The organism is Streptomyces pseudoechinosporeus (assembly GCF_054783935.1).
Genome location: NZ_BAAGPS010000007.1, coordinates 99,632 through 114,588 on the forward strand (window position 1 = coordinate 99,632; position 14,957 = coordinate 114,588).

The window sequence follows — 14,957 nt, forward strand, 5'->3', positions numbered from 1 at the left end:
GTCGACGAGGATGTCGACCCCCGTGAGGAACGACGCCTCGTCCGACAGCAGGAAGGCGACGACGGACGCGAGTTCCTCGGCGCGGCCCTCGCGGCCCAGTGCCGACTGCTCCACGAGCGCCTTCATGGAGGGGTGATTCGCCGCCTCCTGCCGCCCCTGTGGCGTGGCGATGATGCCGGGCGACACCGAGCACACCCGGGCGCCGAGCGGCCCGACCCGTATCGCCTCCCGCTGGACGAAGCGATGGACTCCGCGCTTGGCCCACGAGTACGCCACGCCCGTGTCCTCGATGTCCGGCCCGACGGCGTCACGGAGGCGGTCGAGGAATAGCTCGTCGAGCGGGTCGGCGAGCGCCGCCTCGGCCGCGGGATTCGGCTCGGTGCCGCCGAGGTGCGCCGCCATCGAGGCGAAGCACACTGTCGCCGTCCCCTCGGTGACGAGCGGGCGCAGCGCCTGGGCCAGCAGCGCCGTACCGACCAGGTCGACCGTCAGGATGCGGTGCCAGTCGGCCATGCTGGGCGAGATGCCGGCGGCGTGGGCGACGGCCCTCAGCGTGCCGAGTTCACGGACGCGGGCGGCGAGCCGGGCCAGCCCGTCGGCGTCGGTGACGTCGAGGACGAAGGGCTCAACCACTGCTCCGTTCCCCGAAGTTGACAGGTCATGGGCCGCCGCGGTCACCGTCGTCTCGTCCAGGTCGACAAGCAGCAGCCGGTCCACCATGCCGGTGAGCCTCCGTGCGCACTCCAGCCCCATTCCGCGGCCGGCTCCGGTTGCGATCCCCACCGTCATGACGCTGTCCTTCCGGTCGTCCAGAACTGCTCAAGCACCGGCTGGAGTTCGCGGGTCACGAGCTCGATGCGCGGGCCGGTCCCACTGCGGTGGTACGCCCAGTACGGCGTGCCGTCGGGTCGCCTGCCGACCGCCTCCATCACGAAGCCGCGCCGCGACAGCTCGGCGGAGTCGTCCGCCACGTCGTCCGACCAGTAACCCAGGTGGTGTACGCCTGAGTCGGCGGGCTGCCAGAGCGTCCCGGGGACGCTCTGGACGAGCTCAAGACGGGGTGAGGTCGTCGAGTACACGGACCGGAGGTCCAGCACGGTGTCACCGCTCGGCAGGGTAACCGGCACGGCAGCACCCATCTCGGCGGACCATTCGTACCCGAAGGACGCGGACAGCTCGGCCGCCGCCGCTGAGAGGTCGTGGACGACGAGACCTACGTGGAATTGGTCGGCGGCCTTCATCGGCCCACCTCCTGGTCGTGTGGTGACGTGTCGTGTGGTGACGTGACGAGTAGCGGTGTGACGGTGCGCAGGCAGAACCGGGTGATGTGTTCGACGTCGGCGCGCGTCGGCCGTACCCGCTGCCAGAGGTGGTCCGCGAGCTTGCCCACGGTGGCGTGGGCGGCGAGGGAGGCGTCCAAGCCGGGGGCTGCGCTGCCGAGTTCGGCGTACGGCGCGCGCAGCAGCGTCGCCAGCATGCCGGCGGCGGAGGGCGGGCCCGCCAGGAACCCCTCCCCCACACTTCCCGCGTTCCACATGACGGCCAGGGTCGTCGCCGCCGTCTCGTCGTCCATCGCCTGGGAGAGCACGCCTTCGGCCCAGCGCCGCACCTTGCCCTCGGGTGTGGGCTCCTTGGCCATCTGGTGGGTGATGTAGCCGCGCAGGCGCTCGGTGCCGTCCTCCATGATCGCGGCGACCAGCGCGTCCTTCGACGGGAAGTGCCGGTAGAACGCCTCGTTCGACAGCCCGGCCGCCGCCACGATGTCGGCGACCCGGGGCCGTGAGGCAGTGCCGCACCGCCGCATGACGTCCAGTGCGGCGTCGAGCAGGGCGCGCACCTCGGTCGCGTAGTGGGCACCGCGCCTGGCCAGGGCCCGTTGCGCGATGCGGTCGGCAACATTGTTCCGTGTCTGGGGAATTGTGTTCTCAGTCATGAGAATGCTATTCTGACACTCCCCGGAAGGAGACACAATGTCGTGGGACTTCGAGACCGAACCGGAATTCCAGGCACAGCTGGACTGGGCGGCCCAGTTCGTGCGGGAGGAGGTCGAGCCCCTGGATCTCCTGTGGGACGGCCTGCAGTTCACCCCACCCGACGACAACCTCCGCCGGGTCCTCGACCCGCTCAAGAAGGAGGTACGCAGCCACGGACTGTGGGCGACGCACCTCGGGCCCGAGCTCGGCGGCGAGGGGCACGGGCAGGTCAAGCTGTGTCTGCTCAACGAGATCCTCGGCCGCTCCTCCTGGGCGCCGATCGTCTTCGGCTGCCAGGCCCCCGACACGGGCAACGCCGAAATCCTCGCCCACTACGGCACAGAGGAGCAGAAGGACCGCTACCTGCGCCCGCTGCTCGACGGCGAGATCTTCTCCTGCTACTCGATGACCGAGCCCCAGGCCGGCGCCGACCCGAAGGAGTTCACGACGCGGGCGGTACGGGACGGCGACGAATGGGTCGTCAACGGCTGGAAGTACTTCTCGTCGAACGCGAAGACCGCGGCCTTCTTCATCGTCATGGCGGTGACGGACCCGGACGGCGACCCGTACAAGAGCATGTCGATGGTCCTGGTCCCGGCCGACACCCCCGGCATCCACATCGAGCGCAACGTCGCCCTGGCCGGGGAGCCGGAGGAGCGCGGCTCGCACGCCCTCGTGCGCTACGAGGACGTACGAGTACCGGCGGACGCGCTCCTCGGCGGCGAGGGCCAGGCGTTCGTGATCGCGCAGACCCGGCTCGGCGGCGGGCGGATCCACCACGCGATGCGGACGATCGGACTGGCGGGCAAGGCCTTCGACATGATGTGCGAGCGGGCCCTGAGCCGTCACACTCAGGGCGGCGTCCTCGCCGACAAGCAGTTCGTGCAGGGGCACATAGCCGACTCATGGGCGCAGTTGACGCAGTTCCGGCTGACCGTGCTGCACACCGCATGGAAGATCGACAAGTACAACGACTACCGCAAGGTCCGTAAGGACATCGCGATGGTCAAGGTGCTGCTGCCCGGCGTGCTGCACGACATCGCCCAGCGCGCGATCCAGGTCCACGGCGCACTCGGTGTCAGCGGCGACATGCCGCTGTTCCGGATGCTGCTGGGCTCCAGCGTCCTCGGCATCGCCGACGGGCCGACCGAGGTGCACAAGGTGACGGTCGCCCGGCAGGTGCTGCGCGACCACAAGCCGAGCGACGACCTGTGGCCGAGCGGGTACCTGCCCAAGCGACTCGCCGCGGCGCGCGCCAAGTACGCGGAGTTCCTGGACGGCGAGGTGGCCGGCCGATGATCGACGTCGAGCGGCTGGCCGCCTGGCTGGACGAGTCCGGGCTCCCCGGGAAGGGCGAGCCCGTCGAGCAGCGCCATATCTCGGGCGGCGCGCAGAACGAGATCTACGAGATCCGTCGCGGCGAACTCCACTGCGCCCTGCGCATCCCGCCGCCCGCCGCACCGGCCGCCCGTGACGAGGGCATCCTCCGCGAGTGGCGGATCACCGAGGCGCTGAACGGCACGGACGTCCCGCACACCGAGGCGATCGCGGTCTGCACGGACCCGGCCGTACTCGGCCGCACCTTCTACCTGATGGAATTCGTCGACGGCTGGTCCCCCATGGGCACGGAGGGCTGGCCGGCGCCGTTCGACGAGGACCTGGTGGCGCGGCAGGGCCTGGCGTACCAGATGGCCGAAGGGATCGCCCTGCTGTCCCGTGTGGACTGGCGGGCGAAGGGCCTGCACGACCTGGGCCGCCCCGACGGCTTCCACGAACGCCAAGTGGACCGCTGGACGCGCTACTTGGAGCGGGTCAAGGGCCGCGAGCTGCCCGGCTTCGACGTCGCCGCCGCCTGGCTGCGCGCCCACCGGCCACTCGACTACGTCCCCGGCCTCATGCACGGCGACTACCAGTTCGCCAACGTGATGTACCGCCACGGCGCCCCGGCCCGGCTCGCCGCCATCGTCGACTGGGAGATGGGCACCGTCGGCGACCCCAAGCTGGACCTGGCCTGGATGCTCCGCGGCTGGCCCGAGGACACCAGCGCCCCCGAGGCGGCCACCGCCCTGTACGTCGACCTGACGGGCATGCCCTCGCGCGAGGACCTCGTCCAGCGCTACGCCGAGGTGTCCGGCCGCCAGGTCGACGACATGGACTACTACGACGTCCTCGCCCAGTGGAAGCTGGGCGTCGTCCTGGAACAGGGTTTCCAACGGGCAGGGGACAACGAGAAGTTGCAGGCCTTCGGACCGATGGTGCTACAACTCATGCAAGACGCGGCCGAGTTGGCGGAGACGACGCGATATGGAAGGTGATCGCCGGGCTCACAGCCCCAACGACTTGGCGATGATCACCTTCATCACCTCACTCGTCCCCGCGTAGATCCGCGTGATCCGCGCATCGGCGTACAGCCGGGATATGGGGTACTCCGCCATATAGCCGTAGCCGCCGAAGAGTTGGAGGCAGCGGTCGACGGCGCGAGCCTGCATCTCGGTGCAGAACAGCTTCACCTTCGCCGCGTCCGCGCCGGTCAGTTCGCCGTCGACGAGGTCGAGGACCGCGCGGTCGAGCATCGTCTGGGCGGCCTCGATCTCGGCGGCGACGGCGGCGAGTTCGAACTTCGTGTTCTGGAACGACGCCAGCGGTTTCCCGAAGACCTCGCGCTCCTTGACGTACTCGATCGTCGTGTCCAGCGCCGCCCGCGCCTGCGCGACCGAGCCGACCGCCACCGTCATCCGCTCCTGGGGCAGGTTGTGGCCGAGGTAGCCGAAGGCCGCCCCCTCCTCCCCCAGCCGGTTCGCCACCGGTATGCGTACGTCGTCGAAGGCCAGCTCGACGGTGTCCTGCACCTTGATGCCCATCTTGTCGAGCACCCGCCCGCGCGTGAATCCGGGCATGCCGTCCTCTACGACCAGCAGGGTCAGGCCGGCGCGCCGGTCGCCGGGGTCGGTCGATGTCCGGGCCACCACGATCACCAGGTCGGCCAGCAGGCCGCCGGTGATGAACGTCTTGGCGCCGCCCAGGACGTACGTGTCGCCGTCGCGTACGGCGGTGGTGCGGATGCCTGCCAGGTCGGAGCCAGTGCCCGGTTCGGTCATGGCGATGGCCGTCAGCAGCTTCCCGGCGGCGAGGCCGGGGAACCAGCGCTGCCGCTGTGCCTCGTCGGCGTAGGCGAGGAAGTACGGCAGGACGACGTCGAGTTGGGTGCGGACGGTGCCGAGGGTGGCCAGGGCGCGGGCCGCCTCTTCCTGGAGGACGACGTTGTAGCGGTAGTCGTCGAGGCCTGCCCCGCCGTACTCCTCGGGGATGGCCATGCCCAACAGGCCCAGGGAGCCGAGCTGTTCGAAGATCTCGCGGGGCATCAGCCCGGCCTTCTCCCAGGAGGCGTAGTTCGGGACCACCTCCCTGGCCACGAACTCCCGTACCAGCTTGCGGAATTCCTCGTGGTCGGCGGTGAAGATCTCTCGGCGCACGAACGCCTCCCGTCACGCGATGAGTTCGACGAGTGTGGCGTTGGCTGTGCCGCCGCCCTCGCACATGGTCTGCAGGCCGTAGCGGATGTCGTGGTCGCGCATGTGGTGGGCCATGTGGGTCATCAGGACCGCGCCGGACGCCCCGAGCGGATGCCCGAGGGCGATGGCGCCGCCGAGGGGATTGAGCAGTGCCGGATCGGCTCCGGTCTCGGCGAGCCAGGCGAGCGGGACCGGCGCGAAGGCCTCGTTCACCTCGAAGACGCCGATCTCGGAGAGGGCGAGGCCCGCCTTCCTCAGCACCTTCTCGGTCGCGGGGATCGGGCCGGTGAGCATGAGTACGGGGTCCGCGCCGGTCACCGCGCCCGCGCGGTAGCGCACGATCGGGGTCAGCCCCAGTTCCCGCGCCTTCTCCGGGGTGGTGACGAGGAGCGCTGCCGCGCCGTCGGAGATCTGGGAGGCGTTGCCCGCGTGGATCACCCCGTCGTCGAGGAAGGCGGGTTTGAGGGCGGCCAGCTTCTCCACCGTGGTGCCCCGTCGCACGCCCTCGTCGGACGTCACCGTGGATACTGTGGACACCGGCACGATCTGGGCCTCGAAAGCCCCGCCGTCCTGTGCCGCGGCGGCCCGCTCGTGCGAGAGCACCGCGAGCTCGTCCAACTGCCCACGCGAGAAACCCCACTTCTGCGCGATCTTCTCGGCGGACACCCCCTGATTGAAGGAGAAGTCGCCGTAGCGGGCGAGGACTTGGGGCCCGTATGGCATTCCCGTCGCCCTCGCCGCGCCGAGAGGTACCCGGCTCATGACCTCGACTCCGCCCGCCACGACGACATCCTGCTGCCCTGACATGACCGCCTGGGCGGCGAAGTCGAGGGCCTGCTGGCTCGACCCGCACGCCCGGTTGACCGTGGTCCCAGGGATCGTCTCGGGCCAGCCCGCGGCGAGGACCGCGTAGCGGCCGATGTTGCTCGACTGGTCGCCGACCTGGGAGACGCAGCCCCAGATGACGTCGTCGACGAGTACCGGATCGATGCCGGTGCGGCGGACAAGCTCGGTGAGGACCACGGCGGAGAGGTCGGCGGCGTGCATGCCGGACAAGCCGCCGTTGCGTTTGCCGACCGGGGTGCGGACGGCCTCAACGATCACTGCTTCGCGCATGAAGTGTCCTCCGAAGGGGGCTGTCGATTCCGGCGGCCGGTGAAGTGCGGCTCGCGTTTCTCGGCGAACGCGGCGTACGCCTCCGGTACGTCCGCCGTCGCGAAGTTCACGGTCTGTGCGCGGGCCTCGGCGGCGAGCGCCTCGCGCAGGGTGCGGCTCGGGCTGTCGTTCAGCAGCGCCTTGGTCTGGGCGAGGGCGACGGGCGGACCGGCCGCCAGGCGGGCGGCCAGGCGGGCGACGTACCCGTCGATCTCCTCACCCGGCACCACCCAGGTCACCAGGTTCAGCGACCGCGCCTCCTCGGCGTCGATCGTCTCGGCCAGGAGCGCGAGCCGTTTCGCCTGCTGGAGCCCGACGAGCTTCGGCAGCAGCCAGGAGCCTCCGCAGTCCGGGGAAAGTCCGCGGCGCGCGAAGATCTGCGAGAAGCGGGCCTCGGGCGTGGCCACGACCAGGTCGCAGCCGAGGGCGAGATTCCAGCCGGCGCCGACCGCGACGCCGGTGACCTTGGCGATGGTGGGGATCGGCAGTTCGTGCAGCAGCAGTGTCACTTCGTTCAGGGCGCGCAGCTTGTCCTGAGGATGCCTGGTGTCGTCGGCCTTGATGTCGGCGCCGGAGCAGAAGGAGTCCCCGGCGCCGGTGAGCACGAGCGCCCGTACGGCCGGGTTGTGCGTGGCCTCGGTCATCGCGTCCCGCAGTGCGGTCCACAGCTCGGGGTTGATCGCGTTCTTGCGGTGCGGGCGGTTCAGGGTCAGGGTCCGTACGCCTCGGGTGTCGCTCGACAGCAGGATGGGCTGTTCGGTCACCCGCTCCTCCCGGGGGTCCGCAACTCCGCGATCTCCTCGTCGCTGAGGCCGAGTTCGGCGAGCACCTTGTCGGTGTGCTCGCCGAGTCCGGGTACCGCGCCCATCGGCGGGTCGTACCCGGAGATGACCGGAGGTGGCAGCAGCGCCGGTACCGAGCCGTTAGGCGTGTCGATCCGACGCCACCGGTCCCGAGCCGCCAGCTGGGGGTGGGCGAGGACGTCACTGGGCGTGTTGTAACGGGCGTTGCCGATGCCCGCCTCGTCCGCGCACCGCTGTACGTACGCCAGATCGTGCCGGCCGCACCACTCACCGATCTCGGTGTCAAGCAGGTCGCGATGCTCGACGCGGCCGGGGTTCGACCGGAACCGCTCGTCCTCCGCCAGGTCGGGTCTGCGCAGCAAATCGCGTGCCAGGCGCTGCCATTCGCGGTCGTTGGTGGTGCCCAGGACGACCGTCTGGCCGTCGGCGGTGCGGTAGGCGCCGTACGGGGCCACGGCCGGGGAGCCCATGCCGCGCGGCTGCTGGTCCACGCCCGAGTGCCGGGTGTACGTCAGCGCGTACCCCATCAGCTCGGTCATCGTGTCGAACAGGCTCACCGTGACGGCGCCCCGCTGCCCCGCGTACAGCTGCGCCACGATCGACAGCGCCGCGTACAGGCCCGTGCTCGCGTCCGCCACGGGTGGGCCGGGCTTGGCCGGGGCGCCAGGGTGGCCGGTGATCGCGCAGGCCCCCGACTCGGCCTGGACGAGCAGGTCGTAGGCCCGCTTGTGGGAGAGGGGGCCGCCCTGGCCGTAGCCGTCGATCTCCACCGCGATGAGGTCGGGGTGGCGGGTCGCCAGGTCGTCGGGGGCGATGCCGAGTTTGGCGGTCGTGCCCGGGGTGAGGTTGGAGACCACGACGTCGGCGCGATCGAGCAGCCGGTGCAGGACCCGCATCCCGGCCTCGGACTTGAGGTCGAGCGTGACCGACTCCTTGCCGCGGTTCACCCACACGAAGTGGGCGGCCAGGCCACCCACCACATCGTCGTAGTGGCGGGCGAAGTCGCCGCCGTCCGGGTTCTCGACCTTGATCACCCGGGCTCCGAGGTCGCACAGGGTACGGGTGCACAAGGGCGCGGAGACCGCCTGTTCCAGGGCCACCACGGTGACGCCCGACAGGGGTCCCCGCTCTTCCGCAGGCCGCATCACATCACCAGGCCGCCGTCGACCGGCAGCACCTGGCCGGTGACGAACGAGGCCGCGTCCGAGGCGAGGAAGACGAAGGCTCCGGCGACCTCCTCGGGCTCCGCCCAGCGGCCCAGGGGGATGCGGGCGAGCATCGTGGCCGCGAACTTCTCGTGGGTGCGGATGGTCTCCGTCATCGGCGTCGCGGCCAGCGGTGCCAGGGCGTTGACCTTGATCTGTTTGCGGGCCAGTTCCCTCGCCAGGGACTTTGTCATGCCGATGATCCCGGCCTTGGCGGCGGAGTAGTTCACCTGGCCGAGGGTGCCGGTGAGGCCCGCCGACGACGTGACGTTGATGATGCGGCCGGTGCCGTCGGTGGGCAGGAACGGCAGCGCGGCCTGCGAGCAGGTGAAGGTGCCCAGCACATGGATGTCGAGCACGCGGCGGAAGGTCTCCTCGTCGAGGTCCGGGAACATCGCCGGAGCGGTGACGCCGGCGTTGTTCACCAGGACGTGCAGCGTCCCGTCGGCGAGGGCGGACGCCTTGGACACGGCGGTGTCGGCGGCCGTCCGGTCCCGTACGTCCAACTCGGCGCTGTCCGCCGTACCGCCCGCGGCGATGATCTTCTCGGCGACGGCAGCCGCGGCCGTCCCGTCGACGTCCGTGACGAGAACGGCCGCGCCGGCCCGGGCGAGGGCATCGGCGACGGCGGCGCCGATGCCTCCCGCGGCTCCGGTGACCAGCGCCGACCGTCCCGTCAGGTCGAACAGTCCGTTGTCGAACGTCATTTACTTGCTCGCCGCCGCCACGGCCGCCCGCGCCTTGGAGCGGAACGACTCGAGTTTCTCGGTCGGCTCGATCAGCTGGTGGCTGCGGGAGCGGACGCTGACGTCGTGGCCCTCGGCCGCCTTCCGCAGCGCGCCCACCGTGGCCTGGTCGCGCGGGATGTGGGCGAAGGGGTCGAAGGAGTACCAGCGCATCGCGTTCTCGTAGGTGATCTTCCTGGAGTCCTCGTCCGGGACGTCGCAGCTCCCCAGCACGTCGTGGAGCTGCTCCGGGGCGTCCGGCCACAGGGAGTCGCTGTGCGGGTAGTCGCCCTCCCAGCAGATGTTGTCGATGCCGATGTCGTGGCGCAGCCGCACGCCGAGCTTGTCGGTGATGAAGCAGGTCAGGAAGTGCTCGCGGAAGACCTCGGACGGGAGTTTCCCGCCGAAGTCCTGGAGGGTCCAGGTGGAGTGCATCTCGAAGGTGCGGTCCAGGCGCTCCAGGAAGTACGGGATCCAGCCCGTGCCGCCCTCCGACAGGGCGATCTTCAGGTCGGGGAAGTCCTTGACGGGGCGGGACCACAGCAGGTCGGCCGCTGCCGAGACGATGTTCATCGGCTGGAGCGTGATCATCACATCGGGCGGCGAGTCGGGGGCCGGGATGGCGAGACGGCCGGAGGAGCCGATGTGCACCGACATGACGGTGTCCGTGTCGGACAGCGCCCGCCACAGCGGGTTCCAGTACGGGTCGTGGAAGCTCGGGTAGCCGAGCACGGCCGGGTTCTCGGTGAAGGTCAGCGAGTGACAGCCCTTCTCGGCCACCCGGCGGACCTCGGCCGCGCACAGTTCGGCGTCCCAGATGGCAGGGAGGGCCATGGGGATGAAACGGCCGGGGTAGGCGCCGCACCACTCGTCGATGTGCCAGTCGTTGTACGCCCGCACGAGCGCGAGCGAGAAGTCCGCGTCCTCGGTGGCGAAGAGCCGGGCCGAGAAGCCGGGGAAGGACGGGAAGTTCATCTGGGCGAGGATGCCGCCCGCGTTCATGTCCTTGATCCGCTCGTGTACGTCGTAGCAGCCGGGCCGGATCTCGTCGAGGCCCTGCGGTTCGACGCCGTACTCCTCCTTGGGGCGTCCGGCGACCGCGTTGAGCGCCGAGTTGGTGATCGTCGTGCCCCGGAACTGCCATACGTCGGTGCCGTCGTCGCGGTGCACGAGTTGCGGCGCGTCTTTCCGGTACTTCTCCGGGAGGTGGTTCACGAACATGTCGGGGGGCTCGATGATGTGGTCGTCGACGCTGATCAGGATCATGTCGTCCTTGAGCATGCGAAGTCCTTTTCAGGCAGAGGCCGTTCGGTAACAGGCCGGTTCAGTCGGGGCCGGTTCAGTCGGAGGCCGGGAGGGGTTTGGCGGTCTTGAGGGTCATGGGGACGCCGTCGCAGGCGAGTTCGCCTGCTCCGGCGGAGGTGCAGAGCAGTTCGAGGGTTCCGTCGGCGTCTACGTAGCGCTTGCCGAGGAGCGTGACCGGCTCGGTGTCCGTGGCGGGCGCGGGCGGCGCGGTGGCCGCGGGCACCATCGGGTCGCCTCCGCAGGTGATGGTCGGCTGCCGGTCTGCGGGGGCGCGGACGACGACCACGCGGGTGGTGCACACCGTGCTGGCGAGCTGGTCACCGGGGCGCAGCGTCGGTGCGGGTGAGGTCATGGTTCAGGTCCCTTTCGGACAGGCGGTCGGCGAGCACGGCGAGGTCGTAGGACTGGCGGGCCATCCAGAAGCGCAGGAAGCCGGTGAGCGAGTAGCGCAGGAACAGTGCGCCGCCCACGACGCTCGCGGCGATGCCGCCGAGGCCGAGGGCGATGCCGTCGCGCTGGTTGAGCGGGTTCTGGGTGTTGTGCGTGACGAAGTAGGCCGACACCGCGAGCACCAGGCCCAGGACCATGAGCGTGGCGCCGAGGCGCAGCCACAGGCCGGTCCGCGCGGCGGCCGGGTCGGGGATCTTGAGCTCCGCCAGTTCGTGGACGAAGCGGTCGGCGCGCGATTCGGTGGATGTCACATCCGGTTTCATGTCCGCGCGTGGCTCGGTGGCGGTCGTTTCCGCGCGTGGCTCGGTCGGTGTCATGCGGAACTCCCCAGGTAGAGGGCGGACAGTTCGTCACGCAGCCCGCCGTCCGGACGGCCCTGCCGCTCGATGCGGCCGCGTACGAGAACGGCGGCGTGGTCGGCGATGCCGAGGACGGCGGCCGCGAACTGCTCGACGATCAGCACGGCCACGCCCTGCCGGGCGATCTCGGCGACCTGTTCGTAGAGCCGGGTGACGACCAACGGGGCCAGCCCCATGGACAGTTCGTCGAGGAGCAGTACGGCGGGGTCGGTGGCCAGGCCCCGGGCGAGGGCGAGCATCTGCTGCTCGCCGCCGGAGAGGGTGCCGGCCGTCTGTCCGGCGCGGCGGGCGAGGGCGGGGAAGCGTGCGAAGGCGGTGTCCTGGATCTCCTCGCGGGTGCGGCCCGTGAAGGTCATCATCAGGAGGTTGTCGCGGACCGAGAGGTTGGGGAACACACCGCGGCCCTCGGGGATCAGGCAGACGCCCGCCCGGGCCAGGTCGCGGGGGTCGGCGCCGGTCAAGTCCCGTCCGCCGAGCAGGAGTTGGCCAGACTGCGCCGGGTGGATCCCGGCGGCCACCCGGAGCGCGGTCGTCTTGCCGGCACCGTTCGGGCCGAGCAGCGCCACCACCTGCCCTGCCGCCACGCGCAGGTCCACGCCGTGCAGGACGGTGATGCCCTCGTGGGCGGCTCGTACGGTGCGCAGTTCGAGCAGAGGGTTCACGCCACGTCTCCCAGGTAGGCCGCCAGCACGGTCTCGTCGCTCCGGATGACTTCGGGCGGTCCTACGGCGATGACCTTGCCGAGGTCGAGCACGTACACCTCGTCGCACACGCCCATGACCAGGCCCATGTCGTGCTCGACGAGAACGACGGCCGTCCCGTCGTCGGCCAGCGAGCGCAGCAGGGCCGCGAACCGTTCGGTCTCCTCGCCGTCCTGACCGGCGGCGGGCTCGTCGAGGAGCAGCAGCCCCGGCCGTACGGCCAGCGCGCGGCCCACCTCGACCAGCCGGCCGGCTCCGGTGGGCAGGGTATCGGCGGAGTTGTCGGCGATGCCGGTCAGGCTGAGCCGTTCGAGAATGCCGTCGGCCACCTGCTGGGCCCGCCGCCGCTCGGGGCCGAGTTCGGCAGCGACGAGCAGATTGTCGCGGACGCTCAACCGGCCGAAGAGTTCCAGGCGTTGGAAGGTACGGGCCAGTCCGTGCCGGGAGCGGCGGGCGGGCCCGAGCCGGGTGATGTCCCGCCCGTCGAGCACGACCCGTCCCGCCGAGGGCCTGCGCAGCCCGGACACGACGTCGAACAGGGTGCTCTTTCCCGCCCCGTTGGGGCCGATGAGCCCGGTGACCCTGCCCCGTTCGGCGCTCATGCCGACGCCGTCCAGTGCGCGGTTGCCGCCGAAGGCGACCGTCACGCCGCTAACCTCCAGCAGTGCCACGGGCCAGCACCTCCCCGTCCTGCGGACGCCAGGGACGTCGTACGCCCCACCACTCGACCGGGACGTCCGGTTCGGCCTTCGGAGCCTGCCGTATGGACGCGTACCTGCGGAAGACGAAGGCCAGGACCAGCGAAACGATCAGGAACGTCCACCCGTTGATCACGTCGGTCAGCCGTAGCACCCATGCCAGCGCGAGGGTGCCGAGCAGGGTGGGCAGGGCGATGCGGTCCCGGCCGAGCGGCTCCCACTCGCGCCGGAACCTGGAGATGATGCCTTCCGGGCTGTGGCCGAGGCCCATGCCGGCCAGCGCGGGCAGCACGCTGACGAGGTTCTGCGTCCAGGACGCCAGCCCGATCAGCACATGCGGGCCGACGAAAGCCGTACCCGCGAACAGCCCGTTGCCCACGGCCCCGAGGCCGCCGATCACCGCGACCAGGAAGATCGGCAACCCGGCGACAAGGTTGAACTGCTCGGCGGTGATGGACCGTTGCTGCATCCCGTACAACGCGCCGCCGAGCCCCGCGATCCCGGCCGACAGCGCGAACACCAGCACCTTGGCCACCAGGAGGTTTCCGCCGAGTGTCGCGTACGCCGCCTCGCTGTCCCGCAGCGCGATCAGCCGCCGCCCGAAGCCGCTGCGGCGCAGCCACGCGACCCCGAGCGAGGCGAGGCCCAGGCAGACCGCGGCGAGCATCATCAACTCCCCGGCGGAGTCCAGGCGTAGGCCGAAGAGACCGGGCCCAGCCATCTCCACGGAGCCCTGGTCGAACAGCGCGATGCGGACGCCGAGCACCTCGAACGACGGCAGGGTGAAGATCCACCGGTCGAGGATGACCGCGAACGCCGCCGTTCCCAGCGCCAGATACACGCCCGAGAACCGCAGCGCGGGCAGTGCGATCAGCGCCCCGGCCGCCCCCGACACCGCGATCGCGGCCGCCAGCGCCCACAGTTCCCCGTGCGTGCCGAGGTGTCCCCAGACGACGGCGCCGATCCCGGCCATGCTCAGCTGGCACAGGGAGATCTGGCCTGCGTACCCGGCCAGGGGTACGTACGACAGGGCGACGATGCCGAGCGAGAAGATCGGCGCGTACGTCACGAGGTCGGCCTCGCCGAGGACCGTGGCCAGCACCGCCCCGAACACGACGGTCGACACCGCGAAGACCGCCGTACCCCGCATGGACGGTGCCGGGACCTGGACCAGCCGCCGGTCGCGGCCGCGCAGGCGTGGGTGGCGGAAGAGGAGCAGGGCCAGGAACAGCAGCAGGGCGGGGGCGGCCAGGCGCAGGCCCGGCAGGTACTCGTTCTGCGGGAGATAGCCGGTGAGGTAGCTCTCCAGGCAGCCGACGACGATCGCGCCGGCGAAGGTGAGCGGGAGGCTGCGCAGCCGGCCGAAGACGGCGGCGGTGTAGGCGCTGACGATCAGGAGGGAGAGCTGGGAGGCGTCGAGGGCGACGGTCGGGGCGATCAGGATGCCGCCGATCGCGGCGAGTTGGGTGCCGAGGATCCAGGCGACGCGGCTGGCACGGATCGGATCGGCGCCCGTCAACTGGACGAGCGAGCGGTCGTCGACCGTCGCCCGCATCTCCGCGCCGGTGCGGGTCCGGTTCAGCAGGAACCACAAGCCCGCCGCCACCGCCACGGCGACGGCCATGGTGAGGGCCTGGTGCCAGGTGACCGTGGCCGGTCCGAGGTCGATGGACTTCCGGTCCGCGAAGAAGACCCGCAGCGGCCGGGGCACGTTGGGGTCCCAGATCCAGCGGGCGGCGGCGATGGCGCCGCTGAGCAGCGCCACCGTCATCACCAGGCGTTCGGCCTCACCGAGCCGCTGCACGGGCCGCATCAGGACCCGTTCGACGGCGAGGCCGAAGCCCGGGGCGAGCACCAGGAGCACCACCGCCAGGGCCACCGGAACCGGCCAGCCCCAGCCGACGGTGAACTGCCAGTAGCAGAACGCCGCCAGCATGCCCGCCGCCCCGTGCGCGAAGTTGAACACGCCGGTGGTGACGTAGGTAAGCACCAGTCCGCTGCCGATCACCGCGTACACGGCGGCGGTGCTCAGGCCGACGATCCCGAAGGTGAAGAGCTGCTCCATCAGGTC

Annotated in this window: 16 protein-coding genes; 2 read left to right on the plus strand and 14 right to left on the minus strand. The window is 70.7% G+C overall.

Features of this window, described 5'->3' with window-relative positions; genetic code table 11:
- The 3 genes from ACYVO6_RS10635 to ACYVO6_RS10645 all read right to left on the minus strand — a co-directional run.
- The coding region (locus tag ACYVO6_RS10635; protein WP_461059715.1) for an SDR family oxidoreductase at nt 1–789 on the minus strand (789 nt) is incomplete at its 3' end.
- The gene (locus tag ACYVO6_RS10640) at nt 786–1,241 is read right to left on the minus strand and encodes a VOC family protein (protein ID WP_461059717.1); all 456 of its coding nucleotides are present in this window, start codon (nt 1,239–1,241) and stop codon (nt 786–788) included. The genes ACYVO6_RS10640 and ACYVO6_RS10635, both read right to left, overlap by 4 nt.
- Nucleotides 1,238–1,933 carry a TetR/AcrR family transcriptional regulator gene (locus ACYVO6_RS10645; protein WP_461059719.1) on the minus strand — a complete coding sequence of 232 codons (696 nt, stop codon included), beginning with the start codon at nt 1,931–1,933 and terminating at the stop codon, nt 1,238–1,240. The genes ACYVO6_RS10640 and ACYVO6_RS10645 overlap by 4 nt, the downstream gene beginning before the upstream one ends.
- Before the next feature lie 37 nt (nt 1,934–1,970).
- Between ACYVO6_RS10645 and ACYVO6_RS10650 the strand changes: the two genes are divergently transcribed.
- A complete protein-coding gene (locus tag ACYVO6_RS10650; RefSeq protein ID WP_461059721.1) occupies nt 1,971–3,272 on the plus strand; it encodes an acyl-CoA dehydrogenase family protein in 1,302 nt (433 codons plus the stop codon).
- Nucleotides 3,269–4,288, plus strand: a complete 1,020-nt coding sequence (locus tag ACYVO6_RS10655) for a phosphotransferase family protein (protein ID WP_461059723.1) — start codon at nt 3,269–3,271, stop codon at nt 4,286–4,288. The genes ACYVO6_RS10650 and ACYVO6_RS10655 overlap by 4 nt, the downstream gene beginning before the upstream one ends.
- Before the next feature lie 9 nt (nt 4,289–4,297).
- Here the strand turns inward: ACYVO6_RS10655 and ACYVO6_RS10660 are convergent, their stop codons facing one another.
- Genes ACYVO6_RS10660 through ACYVO6_RS10710 form a run of 11 tightly spaced genes read right to left on the minus strand, consistent with a single transcriptional unit; the run spans nt 4,298 to nt 14,951 of the window.
- Nucleotides 4,298–5,446, minus strand: coding sequence for an acyl-CoA dehydrogenase family protein (locus ACYVO6_RS10660; protein WP_461059725.1), 1,149 nt, complete (start codon nt 5,444–5,446; stop codon nt 4,298–4,300).
- 12 nt (nt 5,447–5,458) lie between these two features.
- Nucleotides 5,459–6,601, minus strand: coding sequence for a thiolase family protein (locus tag ACYVO6_RS10665; protein ID WP_461059727.1), 1,143 nt, complete (start codon nt 6,599–6,601; stop codon nt 5,459–5,461).
- Entirely contained in the window at nt 6,586–7,404 is an 819-nt protein-coding gene (locus tag ACYVO6_RS10670; RefSeq protein ID WP_461059728.1) for an enoyl-CoA hydratase/isomerase family protein, read from the minus strand. Before ACYVO6_RS10670 ends, ACYVO6_RS10665 begins: the two co-directional genes overlap by 16 nt.
- Nucleotides 7,401–8,588, minus strand: coding sequence for a CaiB/BaiF CoA transferase family protein (locus ACYVO6_RS10675; protein ID WP_461059730.1), 1,188 nt, complete (start codon nt 8,586–8,588; stop codon nt 7,401–7,403). Before ACYVO6_RS10675 ends, ACYVO6_RS10670 begins: the two co-directional genes overlap by 4 nt.
- Entirely contained in the window at nt 8,588–9,355 is a 768-nt protein-coding gene (locus ACYVO6_RS10680) for an SDR family oxidoreductase (RefSeq protein WP_461059732.1), read from the minus strand. Before ACYVO6_RS10680 ends, ACYVO6_RS10675 begins: the two co-directional genes overlap by 1 nt.
- Entirely contained in the window at nt 9,356–10,654 is a 1,299-nt protein-coding gene (locus tag ACYVO6_RS10685; protein WP_461059734.1) for an amidohydrolase family protein, read from the minus strand. It abuts the gene before it with no gap.
- Between the two features lie 58 nt (nt 10,655–10,712).
- Nucleotides 10,713–11,030, minus strand: coding sequence for a hypothetical protein (locus ACYVO6_RS10690; protein ID WP_461059736.1), 318 nt, complete (start codon nt 11,028–11,030; stop codon nt 10,713–10,715).
- Complete coding sequence (locus tag ACYVO6_RS10695; protein ID WP_461059738.1) at nt 10,996–11,445, minus strand: hypothetical protein; 450 nt, start codon at nt 11,443–11,445, stop codon at nt 10,996–10,998. Before ACYVO6_RS10695 ends, ACYVO6_RS10690 begins: the two co-directional genes overlap by 35 nt.
- Entirely contained in the window at nt 11,442–12,149 is a 708-nt protein-coding gene (locus ACYVO6_RS10700; protein WP_461059740.1) for an ABC transporter ATP-binding protein, read from the minus strand. The genes ACYVO6_RS10695 and ACYVO6_RS10700 overlap by 4 nt, the downstream gene beginning before the upstream one ends.
- Nucleotides 12,146–12,859 (minus strand): ABC transporter ATP-binding protein, encoded by a 714-nt coding sequence (locus ACYVO6_RS10705; protein ID WP_461059742.1) that lies wholly within the window; start codon nt 12,857–12,859, stop codon nt 12,146–12,148. The genes ACYVO6_RS10700 and ACYVO6_RS10705 overlap by 4 nt, the downstream gene beginning before the upstream one ends.
- Nucleotides 12,840–14,951 (minus strand): branched-chain amino acid ABC transporter permease, encoded by a 2,112-nt coding sequence (locus ACYVO6_RS10710; RefSeq protein ID WP_461059744.1) that lies wholly within the window; start codon nt 14,949–14,951, stop codon nt 12,840–12,842. Before ACYVO6_RS10710 ends, ACYVO6_RS10705 begins: the two co-directional genes overlap by 20 nt.
- Between the last annotated feature and the right edge of the window lie 6 nt (nt 14,952–14,957).

What these genes read in the sequence shown, in the direction of transcription:
- ACYVO6_RS10640 (WP_461059717.1), bottom strand. Translation starts at nt 1,241, where the DNA reads ATGAAGGCCGCCGACCAATTCCACGTAGGTCTCGTCGTCCACGACCTC.
- ACYVO6_RS10645 (WP_461059719.1), bottom strand. Translation starts at nt 1,933, where the DNA reads ATGACTGAGAACACAATTCCCCAGACACGGAACAATGTTGCCGACCGC.
- ACYVO6_RS10650 (WP_461059721.1), top strand. Translation starts at nt 1,971, where the DNA reads ATGTCGTGGGACTTCGAGACCGAACCGGAATTCCAGGCACAGCTGGAC.
- ACYVO6_RS10655 (WP_461059723.1), top strand. Translation starts at nt 3,269, where the DNA reads ATGATCGACGTCGAGCGGCTGGCCGCCTGGCTGGACGAGTCCGGGCTC.
- ACYVO6_RS10665 (WP_461059727.1), bottom strand. Translation starts at nt 6,601, where the DNA reads ATGCGCGAAGCAGTGATCGTTGAGGCCGTCCGCACCCCGGTCGGCAAA.
- ACYVO6_RS10675 (WP_461059730.1), bottom strand. Translation starts at nt 8,588, where the DNA reads ATGCGGCCTGCGGAAGAGCGGGGACCCCTGTCGGGCGTCACCGTGGTG.
- ACYVO6_RS10680 (WP_461059732.1), bottom strand. Translation starts at nt 9,355, where the DNA reads ATGACGTTCGACAACGGACTGTTCGACCTGACGGGACGGTCGGCGCTG.
- ACYVO6_RS10685 (WP_461059734.1), bottom strand. Translation starts at nt 10,654, where the DNA reads ATGCTCAAGGACGACATGATCCTGATCAGCGTCGACGACCACATCATC.
- ACYVO6_RS10690 (WP_461059736.1), bottom strand. Translation starts at nt 11,030, where the DNA reads ATGACCTCACCCGCACCGACGCTGCGCCCCGGTGACCAGCTCGCCAGC.
- ACYVO6_RS10695 (WP_461059738.1), bottom strand. Translation starts at nt 11,445, where the DNA reads ATGACACCGACCGAGCCACGCGCGGAAACGACCGCCACCGAGCCACGC.
- ACYVO6_RS10710 (WP_461059744.1), bottom strand. Translation starts at nt 14,951, where the DNA reads ATGGAGCAGCTCTTCACCTTCGGGATCGTCGGCCTGAGCACCGCCGCC.